Below are 20,127 nucleotides of genomic sequence, written 5' to 3'. Positions count from 1 at the left end.
ATCGATGACAAACGCGTCCTCCTGCTCTATACATTAGGAACGCTTATGTCAGACGTCCTCGCCACCATTCCGCTCAGCGCGATCCGCGTGTTCGAAGCCGCCGCCCGGCTGCGCAGCTTCACGCGCGCCGCGCAGGAACTCGGCATCACCCAGGCGGCCGTCAGCTGGCAGGTGAAGGCGCTGGAGAAGCGGCTCGACCAGACGCTGTTCCAGCGGCTGCCGCGCGAGGTCGTGCTGACAACCGCTGGCGAGCGGCTGTCGCGCGCCGCCAGCGAGGCGGTCAGCGTGCTGCGCACGGCCCTGCAGGACATCACCGAGGTCGGCGAAGGCGTGCTGTCGATCACCTCGCTGGCCACCGCCGCCAACCAGTGGCTGGCGCCGCGGATCGGCGCGTTCCAATTGCAGCATCCATCGATCGCGGTGCGGCTCGACACCTCGACGCGGCTGGTCGATCTCGCGCACGAGAACTTCGACGTCGCCCTGCGCTCAGGCCAAGGCGACTGGCCGGGGATCGAAAGCCACTACCTGTTCCCGCACATCCACGCGCCGCTCTGCACGCCGGCCATGCGCGAACGGCTGGGCGGCCTCGCCCGCCCGGAGGACCTGCTCGACGCGCCGCTGATCGGCTCGCCGGACGAGTGGGCGATCTGGTTCGCCGCGGTCGGCGTCGGGCGGCAGGACGCCGCCGACATCCGCACGCCGCGCATCATCGGCGACAGCCAGACGCTGGAAGTCGCCTCGGCCCTGGGCGAACAGGGCGTGGCGCTGGCCTGCCCGTTCTTCTTCACGCCCGAACTCACGTCTGGACGCCTGGTCATGCCGTTCAGGACGGTCGCCCACTACGGCGGCGCCTATTGGCTGGCCTACCGCGCCGACCGCGCCCGCGCGCCCAAGATCAGGGCGTTCCGCGAGTGGATCCTCGACTGCGTCGCGCAGGATCCCGTCCTGCGCGACTATCCGCGGCAGGAGGCCTAGGAGGCCACGCAGGTCGACAGGTTCACCGGGCCGGTCGCAACGCGCTTCCACTCGCCGCCGACCTTCTGGAACTCGGCCACAGCCGAGGTCGGGCGGTATTCCGAACGCGCCCCGTCCCAGGCCTCCCAACCGATGGCCGCGCCGATCTTGGCGGTCATGCCGTGCGCCGCTTCGTCGGGGCTCACCTCGCGCAGCCCCTTGCAGGCCACCTCGAACGCACGGCACTGCTCGCCGTCCGGCTTGCCCTTGCACTGCGGATCGTTGGCCTTCAGCTCGGCGTGCCAACTGCGGATGGCGACATCCAGGCCGGCGTTCGGGTCGCCGCTCTGCGCCCCCGCCGTCTTCTCGCCGCAGGCCGCCAGTCCCAGCGCCGTCGCCGCGAGGATCGCCATGGAAAGTGCTTTCACCGTCTGCTCCGTGAACACGCGCCGAAAACGCCGACGCAAAGACGGAACGCTTAACTGCGCGAACATGGCGAGCAGATGACGGTGAAATCACAATCGCCGCCGCAACCGTCACCGTGGGCCCGCGGCGCCCAAACAGCAGTCACCGCGCGCTCCAGAGCATCGCAGTTGCGATAAACTTTCGTGACAGAGATGAATTGATTGGAATGCCGCGCCGACTTCTCGCACAACCCGCCGTAGGGACGGAATCTTGATGACTACCCGGCGACGGGACAGCAGGGGTTCTGAGATGAAGGTTCTGGCAACGACCGTCTTTATTGTCGCGATCGCCTCGGCCTCCGCCGCCGAGACGCCGACGTTCGCCAACCGCACGCCGTCGGCCGAACCGCAAGCCGGGGCGATGGTCGCGCTGATCAGTGGCCCGGACTTCACCGTCGTCACGCCGCGCGGAAATCCCTGGAGCGCTGAGGCTCTGCCGCGTTCTGAGCCGGCGCCTACGGGCGATTAACCCATTCAGCCTGCGTTCAGCGGGACTTTGCGACCTTAGCGCCTGAACCTGGCCATCCCCACATCAGGGCGAGGCCAGAAGGAGGCGAGCATGAAAAAGCTCCTGACAGCGACCCTCGCGGCGGTCACCGCCGCCGGCGCCATCGCCGCGAGCGGCGGTTCGGCCCAGGCCGAGCCCTATCGTTATTATCGCGACCGCGACAACAACAACGACGCGGCGGCGGCGGCCATCGTCGGCGGCGTGCTGGGCCTGGCGCTCGGCGCGGCCATCGCCGGCTCGAACAACAAGAACCGCGGCTATTACGACAACGGCTACTACAACAACGGCTACAGCAGCGGTTACTACAACAACGGCTACTACGGCGACCGCTCGCGCAGCTACGACAACGGCTACTACGGCGGCGGCTACGCCCGCCCCTATGCCTACGCCCCGCGCACCTGCGTCAGTCGCGACCGGGTCTACGACCCATATATCGGCCGCCGGGTGACCATCGAGCGGCGATACGCCTGCTAGCGGCCGGAGCGGCGCCCCGAAGCGCCGCGGGCGACGAGCACGGCCGCCAGGCCGGCCGCGCCGAGGCCCAGCGCCAGCCCCACCGACCGGCGGCGGCGCGGCGCGACGGTGACGCGGTGGATCTGCGGACCTTCCACCGCCCACCAGGCGCCGGAGGGTTTGTCGAAGCCATTCCTGGCGTAGCGGGCGGTCCACTCGCGGGCTAAATCCGCAGCCTCGGACGCAGATCGTCCCGTGGCGATGAAACCGCTGTCGGGGGTCGTGCGTTTGGGGTCGTCGTCCAGTCTCCAGGTCTCTCGCAGGACGTTGAACACGCGGCCAAGTGGCGCATGTGTGGAGATCGTGGGGCGACGGCGCAGGAAGCGCTCGATAGACTCCGACATGCGCCGGTTCGGCTCCTGTTCGTGGATCGGTGATTCACCGGTCCGATAGTTCTGGAAATTGGCGCCTGTTGGGCGCTTGGATAGTGTTGATGCGTGAATTTGTTGAACTCCGGGGCGCTTCGGGCGCCGCCTACCGCTTCCGGGCCTGGCCGGAGAGCGATCATCACACGCCGACGGCGGGCAATTTCGCCGTGCTGGCGGTTGAAGGGCCGGAGGTGACCATCGTCGGCCTCGGCGTGTGCAGCGACCTGTCGCGCGCCAAGCAGCTCTCCCAGGCGACGCTGGCCGAAGCCCAAGGCCACCTTTTCACCCGCCTCAACGTCTCGCGCGCCGTTCGCGACGCCGAGCACGAAGACCTCCTCGCCGGCCAGCCGGCCGCCCGGACGCTTCACCACGAAGTCTGATCCGCGTTGGCCCCCTTCGCCATGGCGCGGGGGGCGACGTCAGCCGCCGGCTTCGTCCACGACGATGGTCACGGTCTTGCCGCGCGACAGCGGCTCCCATCCAGCAGCGACGGCCGAGGCGATGGCGTTGGCCACCAGCGGCCGCGAAATCTGCGAGGCCTGCAGCTGCGGGGCGCCGAACCGCGGCTGCGGCCCTGGCGGAAATTCCACCACCGCTTCGCGCTTGCCCTCCTGGTGCCGCACGGCGATCGCCATGCCGCGCCACTTCGCCGTGTCGCTGGACCATTGCGGCCGCCGGTGGAGCCACCAGACATAGGGCTCGCCGTCGACCTCGATCTCGAACTCGTCGCTTTGTTTGGTCTTCGCCATGGCAGGCAGTTAACCCGACCAGCGCCTCCACACCACCCGTTACGCCACCACCGCGTAGGCAGCGCCGGGCCGCGGGTCGATCAGGGTGTCCAGTAGCGCCTGGCGTTGCTCGGGCGTGACGCCCTCCAGCGAGCGCGCCTGCCAGGCGCCGTAGGCGGCCTGGTCCGCCCAGCGGCCGATCACCAGGTACTCGCTCCGGTTCTCTAGCCCGCGCACCAGCTCGGCCTCGAGGAAACCCTCGATCGCCCGTGGCCGGGTCAGCATTCCGCAGGCGGCGAAGGCGGCCTCGAAGTCGGCTTCCCGACCTGGCTTGACCGTGAAGCGGATGAGGCTGCGCACGCCGCTCACAGCGCGGTCTTGGCCAGCACGCCGCCGCGCATGATCAGGTCGATGCGTTCGCCCTGGCCGCACAGCACGTTGAGGTCCGCCAGAGGGTCGCCGTCGACCAGCAGCAGGTCGGCGAACGCCCCCGGCGCCAGCTCGCCCAGCTGGCCCTGGCGCTGCAGCAGCTCGGCGTTGACCAGGGTGGCCGAGCGCAACACGTCGGCGTTGCTCTGCACCTGGGCGCGCAGCAGCAGCTCCTTGGACTGGGCCGGATGGGTCTCGCCCAGCAGGTCGGTGCCAAACCCGACCTTCACCCCGGCGTCGAGCGCGGTCTGCACCGCCCCGACGCCCGCGTGCAGCACGTCGCCCAGCTTGCGCAGGCTCTCGCTCGGAAAGCGCAGCTGCTTGCCGGTCTCGGCGATCTGGTCGTAGGTCACCAGCGTCGGCACCAGGAAGCAGCCCGCCTGCGCCATGGTCCGGGCCGAGGCCGCGTCGATCAGGTTGCCGTGCTCGATCGAGCGCACGCCCGCCCGCGCCGCCCGCTCGATCGCCTCGGGAATATAGGCGTGCGCGAAGGCGTAGGTGCGGCGCGCCTTCGCCTCCTCCACCGCCGCGCGGATCTCGTCTTCAGTGTACTGCACCATGTCGATCGGGTCGGAGGGCGTGGCGACTCCGCCGCCGGCCATCACCTTGATCTGATGGGCGCCGGACTTCAGCTCCTCGCGCGCCGCCTTGCGCACGGCGTCGACCCCGTCGGCCACGTGGCTGAAGAACGAAGAGCGGATCGAGCAGGCGCAGAGCTGCGGATGCTCCTCCACCGGCTCGCTGTCGCCGTGGCCGCCGGTCTGGCTCAGCACCCTCCCTGAGCGGAACACCCGCGGCCCCTTCACCAGGCCGCGGTCCAGGGCGTTGGCGATGCCCGGATCCATCCCGCCGGCGTCCCGCACCGTCGTGAAGCCGCGCGCCAGCATGCCTTCCAAGATGTACTTGGTCTCGATCGCCCGCCACGAGGTCTGCCGCCGGGCCAGGGCCGCGAAGTCCATGGTGGTCAGAGCCGCGTGCACGTGGGCGTCGATCAGCCCCGGCATCAGCGTGCGGCCGCCGGCGTCGATGACCTGGACGCCCTCCCCGGCCGCGATCTCGCGCCCGCCCTCGACCACTTCGACGATCTTGTCGCCCTCGGTGCGCAGCGAGGCGCCGCCGCGCAGCACCCCGGCTTCCAGGTCGAGCAGCCGCGCGTTGACGATCACAAAGCCAGCCATGCCAGGTCCTTTACTTAAGTGGCGGCGGACGGCGCCGCCGACGGGGGAAATCCGAAGTGATCGGTGAAGGCGCGGCTGAAGCTCGACGGGCTCGCATAGCCGACCGCCTGTGCGACCTCGCCCAGCCGCATGGTTCCGTCCAGGATCAGCCGGCGGGCCCAGTCCATGCGCTGGCGCTTCGAATAGTCGTGCGGCGTGCAGCCGAACACCTGCCGGAACCCGGCCGACAGCCGATTGCGGTTCAGGCCGATCCGCGCGGCGAGCGCGTCGATCGACGGCGGCGCGGCCAGCTCGCGCATGTAGATCATCGCCGCGGTCTCGATCAGCACCTGCTCGCGCGGCGACAACTCGTCCTGCCCCACGGCTCCGGCCGCCGGCGCAGGCGCGCGTCCCAGCGATGCGGTCAGCTCGCAGACCAGCTCGGTCATCTTGGTGGCCATGTAGGTCTGGCGCAACTTGCCCGAGAAGCCGCTGGCGAACACCTCGTCGAGCGCCAGCCACAGCCGCGGCGGCAGCGGCAGGCTCATGCAGAACGGCTGGCTGGTCTCACCGCGAAAGAACGCCGCCAGCGGCTCCGGCAACGCGTCGACCTCCAGCCCGAACTTGTCGACCAGCAGGTCGGGCGCCACCCAGGCGCCGATGTACTTGACGTCCAGCCCCGCGCCGTAGCGGCGCACCTGCCGCGTCTCCTTCGGAAACGTCGTCAGGCAGACCCGCGCGCCGGCGTGCAGATAGCGGCCGTGCCCGGCCAGGGTCTGGCGTACCGCTCCGGTCTGCACGAACTGCAGGCCGATGGAGTTGCGCACCACCGTATGGTCGGCCGTCGGCTCCGTCGTCCGCCAGGCGTTGAGCGAACAGAACAGCCCCTCCTCGACCGGCAGGAACTCCAGCGTCTCGACATGGGCCGTGCGTTCGGGCGGATAGAGCTGGCGCAGGATCTCCAGGCCCGACTGGCGCTGGGCCATGGCCGTCAGCTCGGCTTGGTCGATCCACGTGGTCATCGCGCCACCGTGGTCAGCCGCACGCCCGCGCGCAAGCCCGCGACCGCCGCCGGTGCGGATCGGCTATCGCTCCGTGCGGATTTGTGAAGCCTAGCGCGCGCCCAGGGCGTCGCGGACTACGGTCTGGAAGTCGAACACCGACATCTGCTGGCCGGCGATCCGCTGCGGCTTGCCGGCGCAGACCTGCTGCATCAGCTCGTACTGCTCGTCGCCGGAGGCCACGTCCTGCCACTCGCCCGGAGTCTCCACCGCACGCAGGGTCTCCCCGTCCGGCGAGACGAAGCGGCGGGCGAGGTCGCGGGTCCGGCGCATGGCGCAGGAGAACTCGCGGAACGTCGCCACCATGCTCGCCCCGTCCATCGGATGGGCGACGATCTGGTAGACCCAGGCCTGGGCCATGGCCCCTTCGCGCCGGACGCTGCCGACGTCGTAGACCAGGGCGCTCTGGCCCTTCTTGAAGCTGACGGCCTCGAACGGCGCGGCCTGCGCGCCGCTGGCCAGCAGCACCAGACCCAACGCGGCGACCGCCGCCTTGCGATAGCTCATCCCACAGCCCTCCGAGCGAGCGTGGCCCAATCCGCAAGCGGCAGGGCCGTGCGCGACTGGGACAGTTAACGTCCCACGTCCGCCCTCGGTTCAGGATCGGCGCCACCTTCGTCCCGCCACGGCGCGGCCACGGCCAGGGTTCAGAGGCCAAGCCTTCGAGGGTTTCGCCTGAGTGATCCGCGCCGGCCGAGTCCTAGGGTGCGGCCGAGCGAGACGGCCCGACCCGCAGACCGCATCGATCCCGGAGAACGCTCCCATGTCCGCTGAGAATTTCCTTCAGCCCGCCGCCATGGCCATCCCCAAGGAAGGCTATTTCGAGCGCATCGAGGGCCCCTACGGGCCGGCCTTCCCAAAGACGCCGGCCAACTACGGGTTTTCGTTGCTGGCCAGGATCGTGCCCGGCCGCGAGGAGGTGATCCGCGCGCACGGGAGGACCATCGAGGCCGCGATCCGCGACAACCCCGGCCTGCTCGCGCCCTTGAAGCTGCACTTCCTGCGCTGGCTGCTGTTCCCGATCGGGAACGACACCTACTTCATGTACCAGGGCATCTTCGACACCGACTTCGACAAGTACACCGAGGACGCCGTCGAGCTGTTCAAGCTCTCCGGCGTCGACACCGTGTTCGAGAACCTCGAGGACTTTCCGACCGACTGGAAGACCAATCCCGCCGCCTTTGTGAAGTACGCGCGCGAGCATCAGGTGCCGAGCTTCCTGGAGTACGGCGAGTACCCCTATGTGAGCGGTGACGAGATCAAGAAGGCGCTGCGGCTCAAGGCCTCGCTGAGCGACGCGCTGGACCAGCTGCAGTAGCGGCGCGCGGCCATGACCGAACCGGCCCGCACCTACAACCAGAACCACGTCCCTCGGCCCTACGCCCCCGGCCGCCGGCGGGTCAGCGTCTACATCGCCTGGAGCTATCCGGCCGAAGCCAACCGCAACGTCGCCGAGCTGGACAACCGCTTCTCGACCATGACCGAGGTGCGCCGGGTGCTGTGGCCGGCCTACGAGGTCCCGCGCTTCGCCGACCCGTTGCAGTTCCAGCAGGGCGTCGCCGGGGCGCTGGAGCTGTTCTTCTGGGCCTGGGTTCCGTTCCAGACCCTGGTCGGCGAGGTCACCGGCCAGCCGGTCCCGGTGTTCCAGAGGGTTGACCAGGCCGGCTTCGCCCTGCCGCTGGACGAGCGGGTGCTGGGCGACTGCGACACGCTGTTCCTGTTCGGCCTCGACCATAACGTCACCGGCCAGACCCCTTCCCCGGCCGAGATCGAGGCGGTCCGCCTCTGGCTGAAGCGCGAGGGCACGCGGCTGGTGATCGGCCCGCACCACGACGTCGGCGCGACCGACGACCTCGATCAGCGGGCGATGGAGTACGCTCACCATGGCGACCTGCTGGTCCCGCGCCAGCAGCGCTTCGGCCAGTACGCGCTGGCGCTGCTCAAGGCGCTGGACATCCCGGTCCAGAACCGCTGGGCGCTGCGCCCCGCCGTGCGCGCCGGCACGAAGGACAAGATCGCCCCGTTCACCGCCTTCCGCGACCTCGACGCCGCCGGGCTGCTGGAGGGGGTCGAGAGCCTGAACTTCCACATGCATCTGCCGCACTACGCCCTGACCCGCGACGACGGGACCGCGCGGGTGCTGGCCACCCAGCCGATCGACCTGGCCCACCCGCACCCGATGACCCGGGCCGGCCAAATGGAGTTCAATACCCTGGTCTGGGCCCCGCCGGAGGGCGAGCGGGCCGGCGACGTCGTGGTCTGCGACTCCACCGTGTTCAGCACCCTGTTCGGCGGCGACGCGAGCCTGGAGCGCTTCTGGAAGAACCTCGTGAGCACGTGAGGCGGCGATGGCGGGCGATCCGAACGGGCTGGAATTGGCCGACATCCAGAGCGGCGTGCTGCGCCCGCGCCCCTCGCCCTATGCGGCGACCTACATCCTGCTGCGCGTCGACGAACGCCGCGACGGGCGCGAACTGCTGCGCCGGCTGAGCGACGTGGTGACCTCCGCCGCCGAGCCCGACCGGCCCGGACGCGACACCTGGGTCAGCGTGGCTCTGACCTTCGAGGGGTTGCAGACGCTCGGCGTCCCGCAGGCCTCGCTGGAAAGCTTCGCCTGGGAGTTCCGGCAGGGCATGACCGCGCGGGCCTCAGCCCTCGGCGATGTCGGCGCCAGCGCGCCTGAGCACTGGGAAGCGCCGTTCGGCCGGCCCGGCGTCCATGTCGTCCTGGTCGGCGTCGCGCCCGACACGGCCGCGCTCGACGAGGCGATCGGCCGCGCCCGCGCCGCCTTCGCCGATCTGCCCGGGATCGCGCCGATCTGGCGGCAGGACTGCCACGCCCCGCCCGACGAGAAGGAGCCGTTCGGCTTCAAGGACGGCATCAGCCATCCAGCCATCGAAGGCAGCGGCATCCCCGGAACCAACCCGCTCGAAACCCCGCTGAAGGCCGGCGAACTGGTGCTCGGCTATCTCGACGAGATGGGCGGCCTGCCGCCAGCGCCGCAACCCGAGGCCCTCGGCCTCAACGGCAGCTACGTGGTGTTCCGCAAGCTGCACCAGGACGTGGCCGCCTTCCGCCGCTACCTGCGCGCCAACGCCAGCGGCGCCGACGACGAGGAGCTGCTGGCCGCCAAGATGATGGGCCGCTGGCGCAGCGGCGCGCCGCTGGCGCTCTGCCCGCTGCACGACGACCCGGCCCTCGGCGTCGATCCGGCCCGCAACAACGCCTTCCTGTTCAAAGCCGACGACGCGACCGGCTACAAGACCCCGCCCGGCTCGCACGTGCGCCGCTGCAATCCGCGCGACGCCGAGGTGGCCGGCGTCGTGCGCCTGCACCGGATGATCCGCCGCGGCACGGTCTATGGGACACCGCTGCCGGCCGGCGCGATGGCGGACGACGGCGGCGACCGCGGCCTGATGTTCGCCTTCGTCGGCGCGCACCTGAAGCGCCAGTTCGAGTTCGTGCAGTCCGAATGGGTGAACGGCGGCGAGTTCCTCGGCCTGCAGGACGCCATCGACCCCCTAACCGGATCCGCCGATGGAACCGGCTCCTACACGATCCCGCGCCGCCCGCTGCCGCGTAAGGTCCACGGCCTCGCCCGCTTCGTCACCACCCGCGGCGGCGAGTACGCGTTCATGCCCGGCCTGCGCGCCCTGCGCTGGCTGGCCGACCTGCCGGACGCACCGCCGTGAGCGCCGGCGACGTGCTGGTGGTCGGCGCCGGTCCGGCCGGAACCCTGGCGGCTCTGCGCGCCGCCGACCTGGGAGCCCGCACGACACTGGTGACCAAGGACGCGTTCGGCGGCATGGCGGCCAACGACGGGCCGGTTCCGGTCCGCACCCTGGCCCACGCCGCCCGGTTGATGCGCGAGGCCCGCCAGCTCCCGCAGTACGGGATCGAGGTCGGCGCCCCGCGGCTCGACTATCCGCGCCTGCTCGCCCGGGCCGATGAGGTGGTCGGCGGCGTCGGCGAGCGCGCCGCCCTGCTGGCCCAGATCAAGGCGGCCGGCGTGACCTTGCAGACCGGCGCCGGGGCCGTCCGCTTCCTCGATCCGCACACTCTGGAAAGCGCCGATGGCCACCGCTTCGAAGCCGACAGGATCATCCTCTGCACCGGTGGGATCAGCCGCCGACTGCCGATCCCCGGCTTCGAGCTGACCTGCACCCACAGCGACGCCTGGTCGCTGACCTCCGTCCCGCCTTCGCTGATCGTCGTCGGCTCCGGCGCGACCGGCGCCCAGGTCGCCTCGGTGTTCAACGCCTTCGGCTCCCGTGTCGAGCTTTTCGAAGCCGGCGAGCGCATCCTGCGAACCGAAGAGCCCGAGGTCTCGGCCTGCGTCGCGGCCGCGTTCCGCGCCGCCGGCGTCGCGTTGCACGAGGGCTTCGGCGACATCGAGGCCTTCGAGGCGCTCGCCTCCGGCGGGGTGCGGATGACCTACGCCAAGGACGGCCGCCGCGGTCACGCCGAGGCGGCGGTCGTGGTCGTGGCCGTCGGTTGGGTCGCCGACACCGCCGCCCTGAACCTGTCGGCCGCCGGCATTCAGACCAATCCGCGCGGGTTCGTCCAGGTCGACGCCGCCCAGCGGACCAGCGTCCCCCACGTCTACGCCGCCGGCGACGTCGTCGGCGCGCGCATGCTGGCGCCCCAGGCGATGCAGTCGGGCTTCGTCGCCGCCACCAACGCCGTCACCGGTTCGAGCGAGTGCGCCGACCATCTGGTCAATCCAGTCGGCAGCTTCACCGACCCTGAGTACGCCCAGGTCGGGCTGGGCGAGGCGCAGGCCCGCGCCGCGCACGACGTCCTCGCCGTCACCATCGGCTTTGACGCCGTCGCCCGCGCGATCATCGACGGGCGCGAGACCGGCCTGTGCAAGCTCGTGGTCGACCGCCACAGCCACCGCATGCTCGGCTGTCATCTGGTCGGCGAACGCGCCGTGGAGGTCGCCCAGATCGCCGCCGTCGCCATCGCCGCGGGCATGCGCGTCGACGACCTCGCCCGCCTGCCGCTCTCCTATCCGACCTATGCCGGCGTCCTCGGGCGCGCCGCCGCCATGGCCGCGCGCGGACTGAACCCCGAGCTCACGCCGCCGCCGTTCGCCGCCGAATTCAGATAGGCGCGATGAGGGGATCGGCCATCAACCTTCTGAGGCTGATCGCCGGTCTCGTCCTGGCTGTGCTGCTGCCCCTCGCCGCCGCCCCGGCCCGCGCACAGGACGACGGGCCGCGCGTCTACCAGTTGGCGCCGGTCGGCGCGCAGACCCTGACCGGGTTCGGCGTCATCAAGCGCGGCAACGAGGGCCCCGAGCCGGGCGACATCCATCCGGGCAGCGAGATCGACACCGACATCGTGGTGCTGCGCTACGCGCGCACTTTCGACGTCGCCGGCACCCCCCTGACGCCTTTCGCGATCCTGCCCGTCGGCGAAGTACGCGCCACCGGCTCTGCGGCCAGCTCCGGCTTCGGCGACGCCCAGGTCGGCGCCACCCTCGGCCTGGTCGGCGCCCCGGCGCTCAGTCCGGAGGCGTTCGCCGACTTCCACCCGCGTTTCGGCCTGGCCCTGCTCGGCCGCATCTTCTTCCCGACCGGGGCCTACAGCTCGACCGCGCCGGTGAACCTCGGAGCCAACCGCGTTTCCTACCAACTTGGCCTCCCGACGCTGATCGCCAACGGCCGACCCTATCGGCAAGCGGGCTACACCGGCCTCGAAGTGTTGCCGACCCTCACCTTCTACGAGGTCAACACCGACCCGTTCGGCGGACGCCGCAGCGTCAAGGACGCCCTGTTCAGCGTCGAGGCCCACCTGATCCGCAACCTCACGCCCCGCGTCTGGCTGTCGGCCGATCTTCTCTACCGACAGGGCGGCGAAACCAGCCTCGACGGGGCGGCCGGCAGCGGCCACACCCACGGCTGGTCGGCCGGCGCAAGCCTGGCGCTGCCCCTGGCCGATCGCGCGAGCGCCATCTTCACCTACGAGCGCGTGGTCGAGCGCGACGACGGCGGCCCCGACGGCTGGTTCTTCCGCACCGCCCTGGTCGTGCCGTTCTGACTCGCGAATGCTGGAGGTTATTCGCCGGCCGGCCTCAGGGGTTCACCCAATGTCATCGCCGCTGCCGCTCCGGAACGATACCGCCCCTAGGCGCTGATCTCGTGACGATCGGCGAATCGGGAGCGCGGCGAACGTGTACGCCATTGCCACGACGAGCGCCGCGCTCGCAGCGGCGATGTCCGGCGAGCCGTCGCCGCCGGCGGCGGAGCAGAGCCCCGCACCGGTCGTCGCCGACACCCAGGCCGACAGCGGCGGCTTTTCGCTCCGCTCCTTGCTCGACCTGGACTTCCAGCTGGGGCCTTGGACCTTCCACGGCTATCTGCAGTACGACGGCGCGATATACGATCAGGCCGCCGAGGGCCCGCCGGAAAGCGATTTCCGGCGCGGCGGCGTACATCTTGGCGATCCGCTGGGCGCGCGGCATCTCAACGACGGCTCGTACCTGCGACGCGCGCGTCTGGGCTGGGAAGGCTCGCACGGGGACCACTTCGCCTATCGCGCCATGTTCGAATTCGGCGACGCCGACGAGGCCGGCGAAGCGCGCATCGCCGAAGTCTGGGCCAGCTACATCCGCAAGCCCTACTCGATCCGCGTCGGGGCTTTCTCGCCGCCGACCAACATGGAGGGCGCGACCAGCTCCGACAGCAACCTGTTCCTTGAGCGGGCGACCGCCGCGGACCTCGCCCGCTCGCTCGGCGGCGGCGACGGCCGCGTCGGCGTGACGGTCAGGCGCGTCGTACCCGGCTCGATGATCACGCTCAGCCTGACCGGCCCCCCGCTCGACGCAGACGACGACTACGCGCCGCGGGCGGCGATCCTCGGCCGCTACACGCGGGCGTTCAAATCTCGAAACGACTACCGCGTCCATCTCGGCGTCAACGGGACCTTCGTCCTGGCTCCCGCCAGCGAGCAGGACGCCGACCGTCCCGAACGCTTCCCGGTCCGATTTCTCAACACGCCCGAAATCGACGTCGACGACACCCCGCTGATCGACACCGGCGAAATCGACTCCGATCGCGCCCACGTGCTCGGTCTCGAATTCGCCGTCCAGCGAAGGAACGTCTACCTCCAGGCCGAGGGCTTTCTGTTCGGCGTCGATCGCCACGGACAGGGCGGCGATCCCCGCTTCGGCGGCTACTACGTCCAAGGCAGCTGGATTTTGACCGGCGAGACGCGGCGCTTCGACCAATCGCTCGCCGCCTTCTCCTTTCCCACTCCGCTGTCGCCGATCGGCAAGGGCGGCTGGGGCGCCCTGGAGCTGGCCTTCCGCCACAGCGTCATGGACCTCAACGATCACGAGGGCGCTGCCGGCCAGCCGGCGCCCGTCGGCGCCGTGCGGGGCGGTCGCCAGCAGATCCTCAGTGCGGCCCTGCTTTGGTATCCGCGGCCTCGGGTGCGGCTGATGGCCAACTATCTCCACGTCGACGTCGATCGCCTGAACCCCGCCGGCCTAGCCGATCCCGAGCCTTTCGGCGCACCGCCCGCAACGCCGCCCCCCGGCGCCCAGATCGGTCAGACCTTCGACATCCTCGCCGTCCGAATTCGTTACTCGTTCTGAGAGATCCCAATGCCTGCTCCCACGTCCCCCTTAGACATCGAAGCGATCGGAGCGTTGCGGGACACCGCCCTGCGAGACGTCGAGCGCACCATGATCCAGATCGTGCAGACCTCGATCTCGCTGATCGGCTTCGGCTTCACCATCCACGCCTTCCTGCAGAACGCCGACGCCAGCGCCTCGCTCGGCGTCGACATCGACCAGGTGGCGCGCCGCGTCGGGCTGGCGCTGCTGACGCTGGGCATGCTGAACCTCGGCTGGGGCTGGTGGAACCAATCGCGCTATCTGACCATCGTGCGCCGCCGCCACCCGCTGCCCTCCGGCGCGCCGCGCGGGTATCAGGTCCGCTCCACCTTCATCGTCGCCGGCCTGCTGCTGGCGCTTGGGGCCGCGGCCTGGGGCACGATGATCCTGCAATCCTTCGGCCCGCCCCGTACGTGAGGCGGCCTGCTATCAGTATTCAACCCGATATCAACCAGGACGACAGGTCTTCAAAGTCCCGGCCACGCTCGACGGGGAGTGAGCGACGTCTGGAGGGTTGGTAATGTTCCAATATTTGGGCGTCCCGGCACGCCAATTCGCCTGGGCGGCGACCTTGGGGCTCGGATTAGGCGCCGGCGGCGCGGCCTGGGCCCAGGAACAACCCAATTTCGAAGTCTACGGCTTCGCTCAACTGGACTATGTCCAGGATTTCAAGCGCGTCCATCCCGACTGGGACGCCACGCTGCGCCCCTCGAAGATCCCGACCGTCGACGGCCTCTACGGCGACGACGGCCAGAGCGTCATCAGCGTCCGCCAGTCCCGCCTCGGCGTGCGCGCCCGCCAGCCGATCGCCGGAAACGACCTCTTCGTCCGCTTCGAGTTCGACCTCTACGGCGTCGGCGACGACGCTGGGCAGACGACGTTCCGGCTGCGCCACGTTTACGGCGAGTGGGGCCCGATCCTGGCCGGGCAGACCAACAGCCTGTTCATGGACGGCGACACCTTCCCCAACACCATCGACTACTGGGGTCCCAACGGGATGGTGTTCCTGCGCAACCCGCAGATCCGCTTCACCTACAAGACCGGCCCGCACCAGTTCGCCGTCGCCGTCGAGCAGCCCAGCAACGACATCGACCCGGGCAATGTCCGCCTCATCGACTCCGACATCGCCGCCGGACTGCAGGGCGACGAGGAATTGCCCGACCTCACCGCCCACTGGCGCTATGACGGCGGCTGGGGCCACGTCCAGGTGGCCGGCATTCTGCGCCGCGTGGGCTTCGAAACCGCCGGCACGCCGAACAACGAACCCTCCGACAGCAAGACCGGCTGGGGCGTCAACCTCACCTCGAACATCAAGCTGCTCGAGAAGGACGTCATCCATCTCGGGGCGGTCTATGGCGAGGGCATCGCCAGCTACATGAACGACGGCGGCACCGACCTGGCGCCGGAGGCCGACCGCCTCAACGCGGCCCCGCCGGCGCCCGGCCAGCCGCCGCCGATCGGCCTGCGCGGCGACGTCGTGCCGCTGCTCGGACTGATGGCCTACTACGACCACTACTGGAACGATCAGTTCAGTTCGTCGATCGGCTACAGTCGCGTCCAGGTCGACAACACCAACTTCCAGGAAGGGACGGCCTTCCAGACCGCCCAGTACGCGTCGGTGAACCTGCTCTACACGCCGTCCGACAAGATCATGATGGGCGGCGAGTTCCTGTGGGGCACGCGCGAGGACAAGGACGGCGAGGAAGGCGAGGATTACCGCCTCCAGGTTTCGTTCAAGTACGCCTTTTCCAGCAACGACTTCCGCTGATCAGGGAGCACTCGATCATGCAAGCCAATGCTTCCCGGCGGGACCTGGCCAAGGCCTTTGCCTTCATGGCCGCCGCCTCCGCCGCGGGCCCGGCGCTCGCCCAGTCTGCGCCGGCGGCCCCAGCCAACTTGGACGCCGCCGTCAAGGCCGCCCACGCCCAGTACAAGAGCCTGAACGAAGGCAAGAACGCCGACTACATCCCGGCCCTCGCCCAGGTGCCCTCCAATTATTTCGGGATCGGCCTGGTCACCCCGACCAACAAGTCGTCCTTCGTCGGCGACATCGAGCCGAAGTTCTCGATCCAGTCGATCTCCAAGGTCTTCACCATGGCCCTGGTGTTCCAGGAATCCGGCGAGGAGCTGATCGAGAACAGCATCGGCGTCGACGCCACGGGTCAGGTGTTCAATTCGATCACCGCCGTCGAGCAGTTCAAGGGCAAGGAGATGAACCCCTTCGTCAATCCGGGGGCCATCGCCACCACCGGCATGGTCAAGGGTTCGAGCGCCGACGAGGTCTGGCGCAAGATCCTCGGCATCCACAGCGACTTCGCCGGCCGCCAGCTCGACGTCGACCAGGTGGTCTACAAGTCCGAGGCCGACACCAACCAGCGCAACCGGGCGATCAGCCAGCTGATGTCGGCCTATGAGCGCTTCCCCGGCGACCCTGCCCAGGCCGTCGACCTCTACACCCGTCAGTGCGCCATCGCCGTGAACGCCAAGGACCTCGCAGTCATGGCCGCGACGCTGGCCAACGGCGGCAAGAACCCGGTGACCCACAAGCAGGTGGTCGACCAGCGCCACGTTCCCGGCATCCTGGCGGTGATGGCCACGGCCGGCCTCTATGACGACAGCGGCAAGTGGCTGTTCCACACCGGCCTGCCGGCCAAGAGCGGCGTCGGCGGCGGCATCATCGCGGTCTCGCCCGGCAAGTTCGGCATCGGCACCTTCGCCCCGCCGCTAGACGCGGCCGGCAACAGCGTCCGCGGGCAGCGCGCGATCACCTCGATCTCGAACGCCCTCGACGGCAATCCCTACTCGGTGCAGCCGGTCTAATTGGAGAACGTGATGCGTGGCGGGGGGGAACTGCGCAGGACGTTAGCGGCGGGCTCCGGCGCCTTGCTTCTGGCATGGCCGCTGGCCGCCGCGGCGAACGAAGCCCAGACCACCGCGCTGCCCCCGCCCGCGCCCGGCGCCTCGGACGCCGCCCTCGCCGACATCCGCCGCGAGATCGAGGCTCTGAAGGCGGAGTCGGCCGCCGCCAAGGCCGCCGAGGACGCGCGGGCCCGACGCATCGACGCCCTCTCGCGGCAGTTCAGCCTCGTGGCCGGCGACCCCGCCCAGCCGAATCCCGCGCCAGAGCTGACGTCTGCGAGCGCCCAGCCGAACCTCGAACTCCGGCGACGCGCGGAAGCCCCGGCGCCGGGCGCCAAGTGGGGCGGCTTCGAACCCGGCAAGGGCGTCATCCTGATCCGATCCGACGCCGGAGAGGTGAACCTCGGCCTGGTCAGCTATCTGCGCTACTTGAACCAGCACGGCATGGACGACACGTACACCAGCACCTTCGGCCAGCCGTTCGACGTCACCCCCCGCGAGGACTTCCAGCTGGCCAAGGTGCAGATCACCTTGCGCGGTTGGTTGTTCGATCCGCGGTTCGGCTACAACGCCTATGTCTGGACATCCAACGCCAGCCAGGGACTCGGCGCCCAGGTGGTCGCCGCCGGCAACCTCAACTGGACCTTCAACGAACACCTGCGGGTCTATCTCGGGATCCAGTCGGTCCCCTCGACCCGCTCGACCAACCGCACCTTCCCGTACTGGCTGCGCAACGACAACCGCCCCATCGCCGACGAGTTCTTCCGCGGCTCCTATACGCAAGGCGTCTGGGCCGACGGCAAGATCATCGACGGCTTGGAGTACCGGGTGATGGTCGCCAACAATCTCAGCGCGCTCGGCGTCCAGGCCCGCCAGCTCGACGCCAATATCGACACCTTCTCCGGCGCCCTGACCTGGATGCCGACGACCAAGGAGTTCGGTCCGGCGAACGGCATGGGCGATTTCGAGGACCACCAGAAGCTCGCGACCCTGTTCAGCGCGCACTACACGCAAAGCACCGAGACGCCGCAGTCGCAGCCGGGCACGGAGTCGATCGAGAACACCCAGATCCGGCTGTCCGACGGGACCTTGATCTTCAACACCACCGCCTTCGGGACCGGGCGGATCACCGAGGTCCGCTACCAGATGATGGCCCTGAACGCGGCCTTCAAATACCGAGGCTTCGCGTTGGAAGGCGAGTACTACGCCCGTTGGCTGGACCCGCTGAAGGTCGAGGGCGTCATCCCCCGCGACGACTTCTTCGACCAGGGCTATTCGCTCCAGGCCTCGGCCATGGTCATCCCCAAGACCCTGATGCTCTACGCCTCCGGCTCGCAGATTTTCGGCCAGTACGGCGATCCCTGGGATCTCGCCCTCGGGCTCAACTACTTCCCGTTCCAGCGCCGGGACCTGCGGGTCAACATGATGGGCCTGTGGGTCGACAACTCGCCGGTCGGCTACACCGCCTATCCCGTTCCGGTCGGCGGCAACGGCTTCACCTTCGTCACCGACTTCTCGCTGGCCTTCTGACGCTAGCGGCCGGCCTGCAGACCGGCGGCGCGACGTAGTCCAGGTTCAGCAGCCGGAAGTAGTTCTCGCCCAGGGCGATCTGACGAAACGCCTCGTCGTTCAGCCGTCGGTTGACCCTGCTGGTGATCTCCAGCTCCTTCCAGTACTGCTCGAACGGCTTGTCGCCGGCGGCGACGAAATCCGTGCCGTTCAGGATCCGCGTCGGATAGGCGTTGAACAGGTCGATGAAGTCCTGCCCGTACTGGTGGTAGGCGTTGTAGATCACGTCCCACGATATATCGAGCATCAGGTTCGGATAGGTGTCGAGCGCCTTGCGCATGATCGCCACGTGCAGCTTCGGGTCCATCTTGGTCAGCTCTTTCGAGAGCCCCATGTGCGCCCAGACGATCTTGTTGTTCGGATAGGTCTTCAGCACGTGCTGCATCAGCGGCACGAACTTGGTCGGGTCGGCGTCGTTGCCGAGGTCGGCGTGCAGGGTGATCGGGATCCCACGCTCCTCCAGCACCTTCATGAACGGCGCCCAGCGGTCGATGCTCTCGATGGTCGGCGGCTCGAAGCCGTTGTTCAGCAGGGCCTGCTTCATGACGTTGGCCTCGCCCATCCAGGCGAACATGCCCGGAAACTCGCGGTCGTAGAGCCCGATGGTGTCGACCGCGCCCTCCGGGTGGGCCAGGTCCACGAATGTCATCGACAGGGTGATGTGGACGTTGTCGTGCGGGTAGACCTTCGTCTCCTGGGCGTTGACGAAGTCGTTCTTGATGCTGGGCTGCGCCGCGACCCCGGGGCAGTTCAGGTAGTAGGTGCAGTCCGATTTCATATCGAGCGACTGGCCGATGCCCATATAGGTCACGAACCGCACGCCGGCCTTGTCGAAGAACTGGAACAGCGTGGTCGGCTCGATCGCCTGGCCGCCGAACGGCCGTGGATGGAAGTGAGCGTCCGAGACCCCGGTATAGGACTCGCTCCTGCGGTCGAAACACTGCGGGTCGGGGTTCGACTTGGCGAACGACGCTAGGCTGCGCTTGAAGACCGGAACCGGCGGGGTCGGGTCGGGCTTGACCGGAGCCTGGGCGGCCGCGAAGCCGGGCGCGGCCGCCAGGACCAGGACGCTCGCCGCCAAGGCGATAGGCCGGAAAAGCACGCCGGCGCGCCCTATTGCGGCGGCGGAGGCGGCGGCGGTCCCTGGGCGGGATCGGGCACCGTCACATAGACCACCGTGTCCCCCTCGTAGCGGGGCTCGTAGTACATGCCGCCGCAGGAATAGTAGGACGTGTAGTAGGGCGAGCAGCCGTATGGCAGCGCGTGGTACATCGAGCCATAGACCGCCGCCGAGGTCACCGCCGCGGCGGTGCCGAAGGCGATGCCGGCGCCGACGGGGTGGTCGTCCCAGCCGCCCCAGCCCCAATCGTTGTCGGCGTCGATATTGATGTTGTTGCCGGCGTTGATGTTGCCGCGGTTGATGTTGTTGTTGCCGCGGTTCCCGTCGCCGCGCGCCGGCAACTGCCCGGCGTTGGCCCGTCCGCCCTGCCCCGGCCGGTTTCCGGCGTAGGCGCCTTGTCCCGCGGCGGGCCGGCTGCCGGCATAGGCCCCCTGCCCGGCGGCCGGACGGGCGCTGGCGTACGAGCCCTGCGCCGTGGCCGAGCGGGCGCCGGAATATCCGCCCTGGCCGCCGTAGGCGCCTTGAGCTCGGCCGCCGCCATAGCTCGACCGGTTCATCGAGCTGCTCTGGCGCGGCGGCCCGCTCATGCTCCGCGAGGCGCCGCCCATGCTGCCGCGGCTCATCGACGAACCACGGCTCATGCTGGACATGCCGCCGCCCCGGATCCCGCCGCCGCCGCGACCGCGCGCATAGCTGTCGAACGCCGCCATGGCGACGATGGAGAAGATCGCGGCCCCGAGGGTCGCGCGATACAGGGACGCGTTGGACATGCT

Annotated in this window: 23 protein-coding genes; 14 read left to right on the top strand and 9 right to left on the bottom strand. The window is 69.4% G+C overall.

The window, feature by feature from the left end:
- Window positions 1-45 precede the first annotated feature (45 nt).
- Window positions 46-975 (top strand): LysR substrate-binding domain-containing protein, encoded by a 930-nt coding sequence (locus AC1Q87_RS18440; protein WP_492610290.1) that lies wholly within the window; start codon window positions 46-48, stop codon window positions 973-975.
- Here the strand turns inward: AC1Q87_RS18440 and AC1Q87_RS18435 are convergent.
- Entirely contained in the window at window positions 972-1,382 is a 411-nt protein-coding gene (locus AC1Q87_RS18435; RefSeq protein WP_492610289.1) for a hypothetical protein, read from the bottom strand. The genes AC1Q87_RS18440 and AC1Q87_RS18435 overlap by 4 nt on opposite strands.
- A 286-nt stretch (window positions 1,383-1,668) precedes the next feature.
- On the opposite strand from AC1Q87_RS18435, the gene AC1Q87_RS18430 reads away from it, so the two are divergent.
- Together AC1Q87_RS18430 and AC1Q87_RS18425 are read left to right on the top strand one after the other, a co-directional pair.
- A complete protein-coding gene (locus AC1Q87_RS18430) occupies window positions 1,669-1,887 on the top strand; it encodes a hypothetical protein (RefSeq protein WP_492610288.1) in 219 nt (72 codons plus the stop codon).
- Between the two features lie 90 nt (window positions 1,888-1,977).
- Window positions 1,978-2,400 carry a hypothetical protein gene (locus AC1Q87_RS18425; protein ID WP_492610287.1) on the top strand — a complete coding sequence of 141 codons (423 nt, stop codon included), beginning with the start codon at window positions 1,978-1,980 and terminating at the stop codon, window positions 2,398-2,400.
- Here AC1Q87_RS18425 and AC1Q87_RS18420 read toward each other — a convergent pair.
- Window positions 2,397-2,783 carry a hypothetical protein gene (locus AC1Q87_RS18420; RefSeq protein ID WP_492610286.1) on the bottom strand — a complete coding sequence of 129 codons (387 nt, stop codon included), beginning with the start codon at window positions 2,781-2,783 and terminating at the stop codon, window positions 2,397-2,399. The genes AC1Q87_RS18425 and AC1Q87_RS18420 overlap by 4 nt on opposite strands.
- A gap of 89 nt (window positions 2,784-2,872) precedes the next feature.
- On the opposite strand from AC1Q87_RS18420, the gene AC1Q87_RS18415 reads away from it, so the two are divergent.
- The gene (locus tag AC1Q87_RS18415; protein ID WP_492610285.1) at window positions 2,873-3,187 is read left to right on the top strand and encodes a hypothetical protein; all 315 of its coding nucleotides are present in this window, start codon (window positions 2,873-2,875) and stop codon (window positions 3,185-3,187) included.
- A gap of 39 nt (window positions 3,188-3,226) precedes the next feature.
- Here the strand turns inward: AC1Q87_RS18415 and AC1Q87_RS18410 are convergent, their stop codons facing one another.
- From AC1Q87_RS18410 to AC1Q87_RS18390, 5 genes are all read right to left on the bottom strand, one after another.
- Window positions 3,227-3,556: a hypothetical protein gene (locus AC1Q87_RS18410; RefSeq protein ID WP_492610284.1), complete on the bottom strand. Its 330-nt coding sequence runs from the start codon at window positions 3,554-3,556 to the stop codon at window positions 3,227-3,229.
- Between the two features lie 39 nt (window positions 3,557-3,595).
- Complete coding sequence (locus tag AC1Q87_RS18405; protein ID WP_492610283.1) at window positions 3,596-3,895, bottom strand: antibiotic biosynthesis monooxygenase family protein; 300 nt, start codon at window positions 3,893-3,895, stop codon at window positions 3,596-3,598.
- Between the two features lie 5 nt (window positions 3,896-3,900).
- Window positions 3,901-5,142 (bottom strand): metal-dependent hydrolase family protein, encoded by a 1,242-nt coding sequence (locus AC1Q87_RS18400; protein WP_492610282.1) that lies wholly within the window; start codon window positions 5,140-5,142, stop codon window positions 3,901-3,903.
- Window positions 5,143-5,156: 14 nt separating this feature from the next.
- Window positions 5,157-6,143 (bottom strand): helix-turn-helix domain-containing protein, encoded by a 987-nt coding sequence (locus AC1Q87_RS18395; protein ID WP_492610281.1) that lies wholly within the window; start codon window positions 6,141-6,143, stop codon window positions 5,157-5,159.
- Between the two features lie 90 nt (window positions 6,144-6,233).
- The gene (locus AC1Q87_RS18390) at window positions 6,234-6,689 is read right to left on the bottom strand and encodes a surface-adhesin E family protein (RefSeq protein WP_492610280.1); all 456 of its coding nucleotides are present in this window, start codon (window positions 6,687-6,689) and stop codon (window positions 6,234-6,236) included.
- 256 nt (window positions 6,690-6,945) lie between these two features.
- Between AC1Q87_RS18390 and AC1Q87_RS18385 the strand changes: the two genes are divergently transcribed.
- The 10 genes from AC1Q87_RS18385 (at window position 6,946) to AC1Q87_RS18340 (ending at window position 18,195) form a co-directional block, all read left to right on the top strand.
- Window positions 6,946-7,500 carry a hypothetical protein gene (locus AC1Q87_RS18385; protein ID WP_492610279.1) on the top strand — a complete coding sequence of 185 codons (555 nt, stop codon included), beginning with the start codon at window positions 6,946-6,948 and terminating at the stop codon, window positions 7,498-7,500.
- Between the two features lie 12 nt (window positions 7,501-7,512).
- Complete coding sequence (locus AC1Q87_RS18380) at window positions 7,513-8,523, top strand: hypothetical protein (RefSeq protein ID WP_492610278.1); 1,011 nt, start codon at window positions 7,513-7,515, stop codon at window positions 8,521-8,523.
- 7 nt (window positions 8,524-8,530) lie between these two features.
- On the top strand, window positions 8,531-9,874 hold the full coding sequence (locus tag AC1Q87_RS18375; RefSeq protein ID WP_492610277.1) for a Dyp-type peroxidase: 1,344 nt from the start codon (window positions 8,531-8,533) through the stop codon (window positions 9,872-9,874).
- The gene (locus AC1Q87_RS18370; protein ID WP_492610276.1) at window positions 9,871-11,295 is read left to right on the top strand and encodes a dihydrolipoyl dehydrogenase family protein; all 1,425 of its coding nucleotides are present in this window, start codon (window positions 9,871-9,873) and stop codon (window positions 11,293-11,295) included. The genes AC1Q87_RS18375 and AC1Q87_RS18370 overlap by 4 nt, the downstream gene beginning before the upstream one ends.
- A 5-nt stretch (window positions 11,296-11,300) precedes the next feature.
- Entirely contained in the window at window positions 11,301-12,227 is a 927-nt protein-coding gene (locus AC1Q87_RS18365) for a transporter (protein ID WP_492610275.1), read from the top strand.
- A 133-nt stretch (window positions 12,228-12,360) separates the two neighbouring features.
- Window positions 12,361-13,785 (top strand): OprO/OprP family phosphate-selective porin, encoded by a 1,425-nt coding sequence (locus AC1Q87_RS18360; RefSeq protein WP_492610274.1) that lies wholly within the window; start codon window positions 12,361-12,363, stop codon window positions 13,783-13,785.
- Between the two features lie 54 nt (window positions 13,786-13,839).
- On the top strand, window positions 13,840-14,223 hold the full coding sequence (locus tag AC1Q87_RS18355) for a DUF202 domain-containing protein (RefSeq protein ID WP_492610273.1): 384 nt from the start codon (window positions 13,840-13,842) through the stop codon (window positions 14,221-14,223).
- Between the two features lie 154 nt (window positions 14,224-14,377).
- Window positions 14,378-15,574 (top strand): DcaP family trimeric outer membrane transporter, encoded by a 1,197-nt coding sequence (locus tag AC1Q87_RS18350; protein ID WP_492610272.1) that lies wholly within the window; start codon window positions 14,378-14,380, stop codon window positions 15,572-15,574.
- A 17-nt stretch (window positions 15,575-15,591) separates the two neighbouring features.
- Entirely contained in the window at window positions 15,592-16,626 is a 1,035-nt protein-coding gene (glsA, locus tag AC1Q87_RS18345; RefSeq protein ID WP_492610271.1) for a glutaminase A, read from the top strand.
- Between the two features lie 63 nt (window positions 16,627-16,689).
- Window positions 16,690-18,195 (top strand): hypothetical protein, encoded by a 1,506-nt coding sequence (locus AC1Q87_RS18340; protein ID WP_492610270.1) that lies wholly within the window; start codon window positions 16,690-16,692, stop codon window positions 18,193-18,195.
- Here the strand turns inward: AC1Q87_RS18340 and AC1Q87_RS18335 are convergent.
- Window positions 18,170-19,336, bottom strand: a complete 1,167-nt coding sequence (locus AC1Q87_RS18335; RefSeq protein ID WP_492610269.1) for an amidohydrolase family protein — start codon at window positions 19,334-19,336, stop codon at window positions 18,170-18,172. The two genes, AC1Q87_RS18340 and AC1Q87_RS18335, sit on opposite strands and share 26 nt — an antisense overlap.
- An 11-nt stretch (window positions 19,337-19,347) precedes the next feature.
- On the bottom strand, window positions 19,348-20,124 hold the full coding sequence (locus AC1Q87_RS18330) for a hypothetical protein (protein ID WP_492610268.1): 777 nt from the start codon (window positions 20,122-20,124) through the stop codon (window positions 19,348-19,350).
- Between the last annotated feature and the right edge of the window lie 3 nt (window positions 20,125-20,127).

The organism is Phenylobacterium sp. GW823-FHT02A09 (genome assembly GCF_058797775.1).
This window is presented reverse-complemented; position numbering and strand designations above follow the sequence as displayed.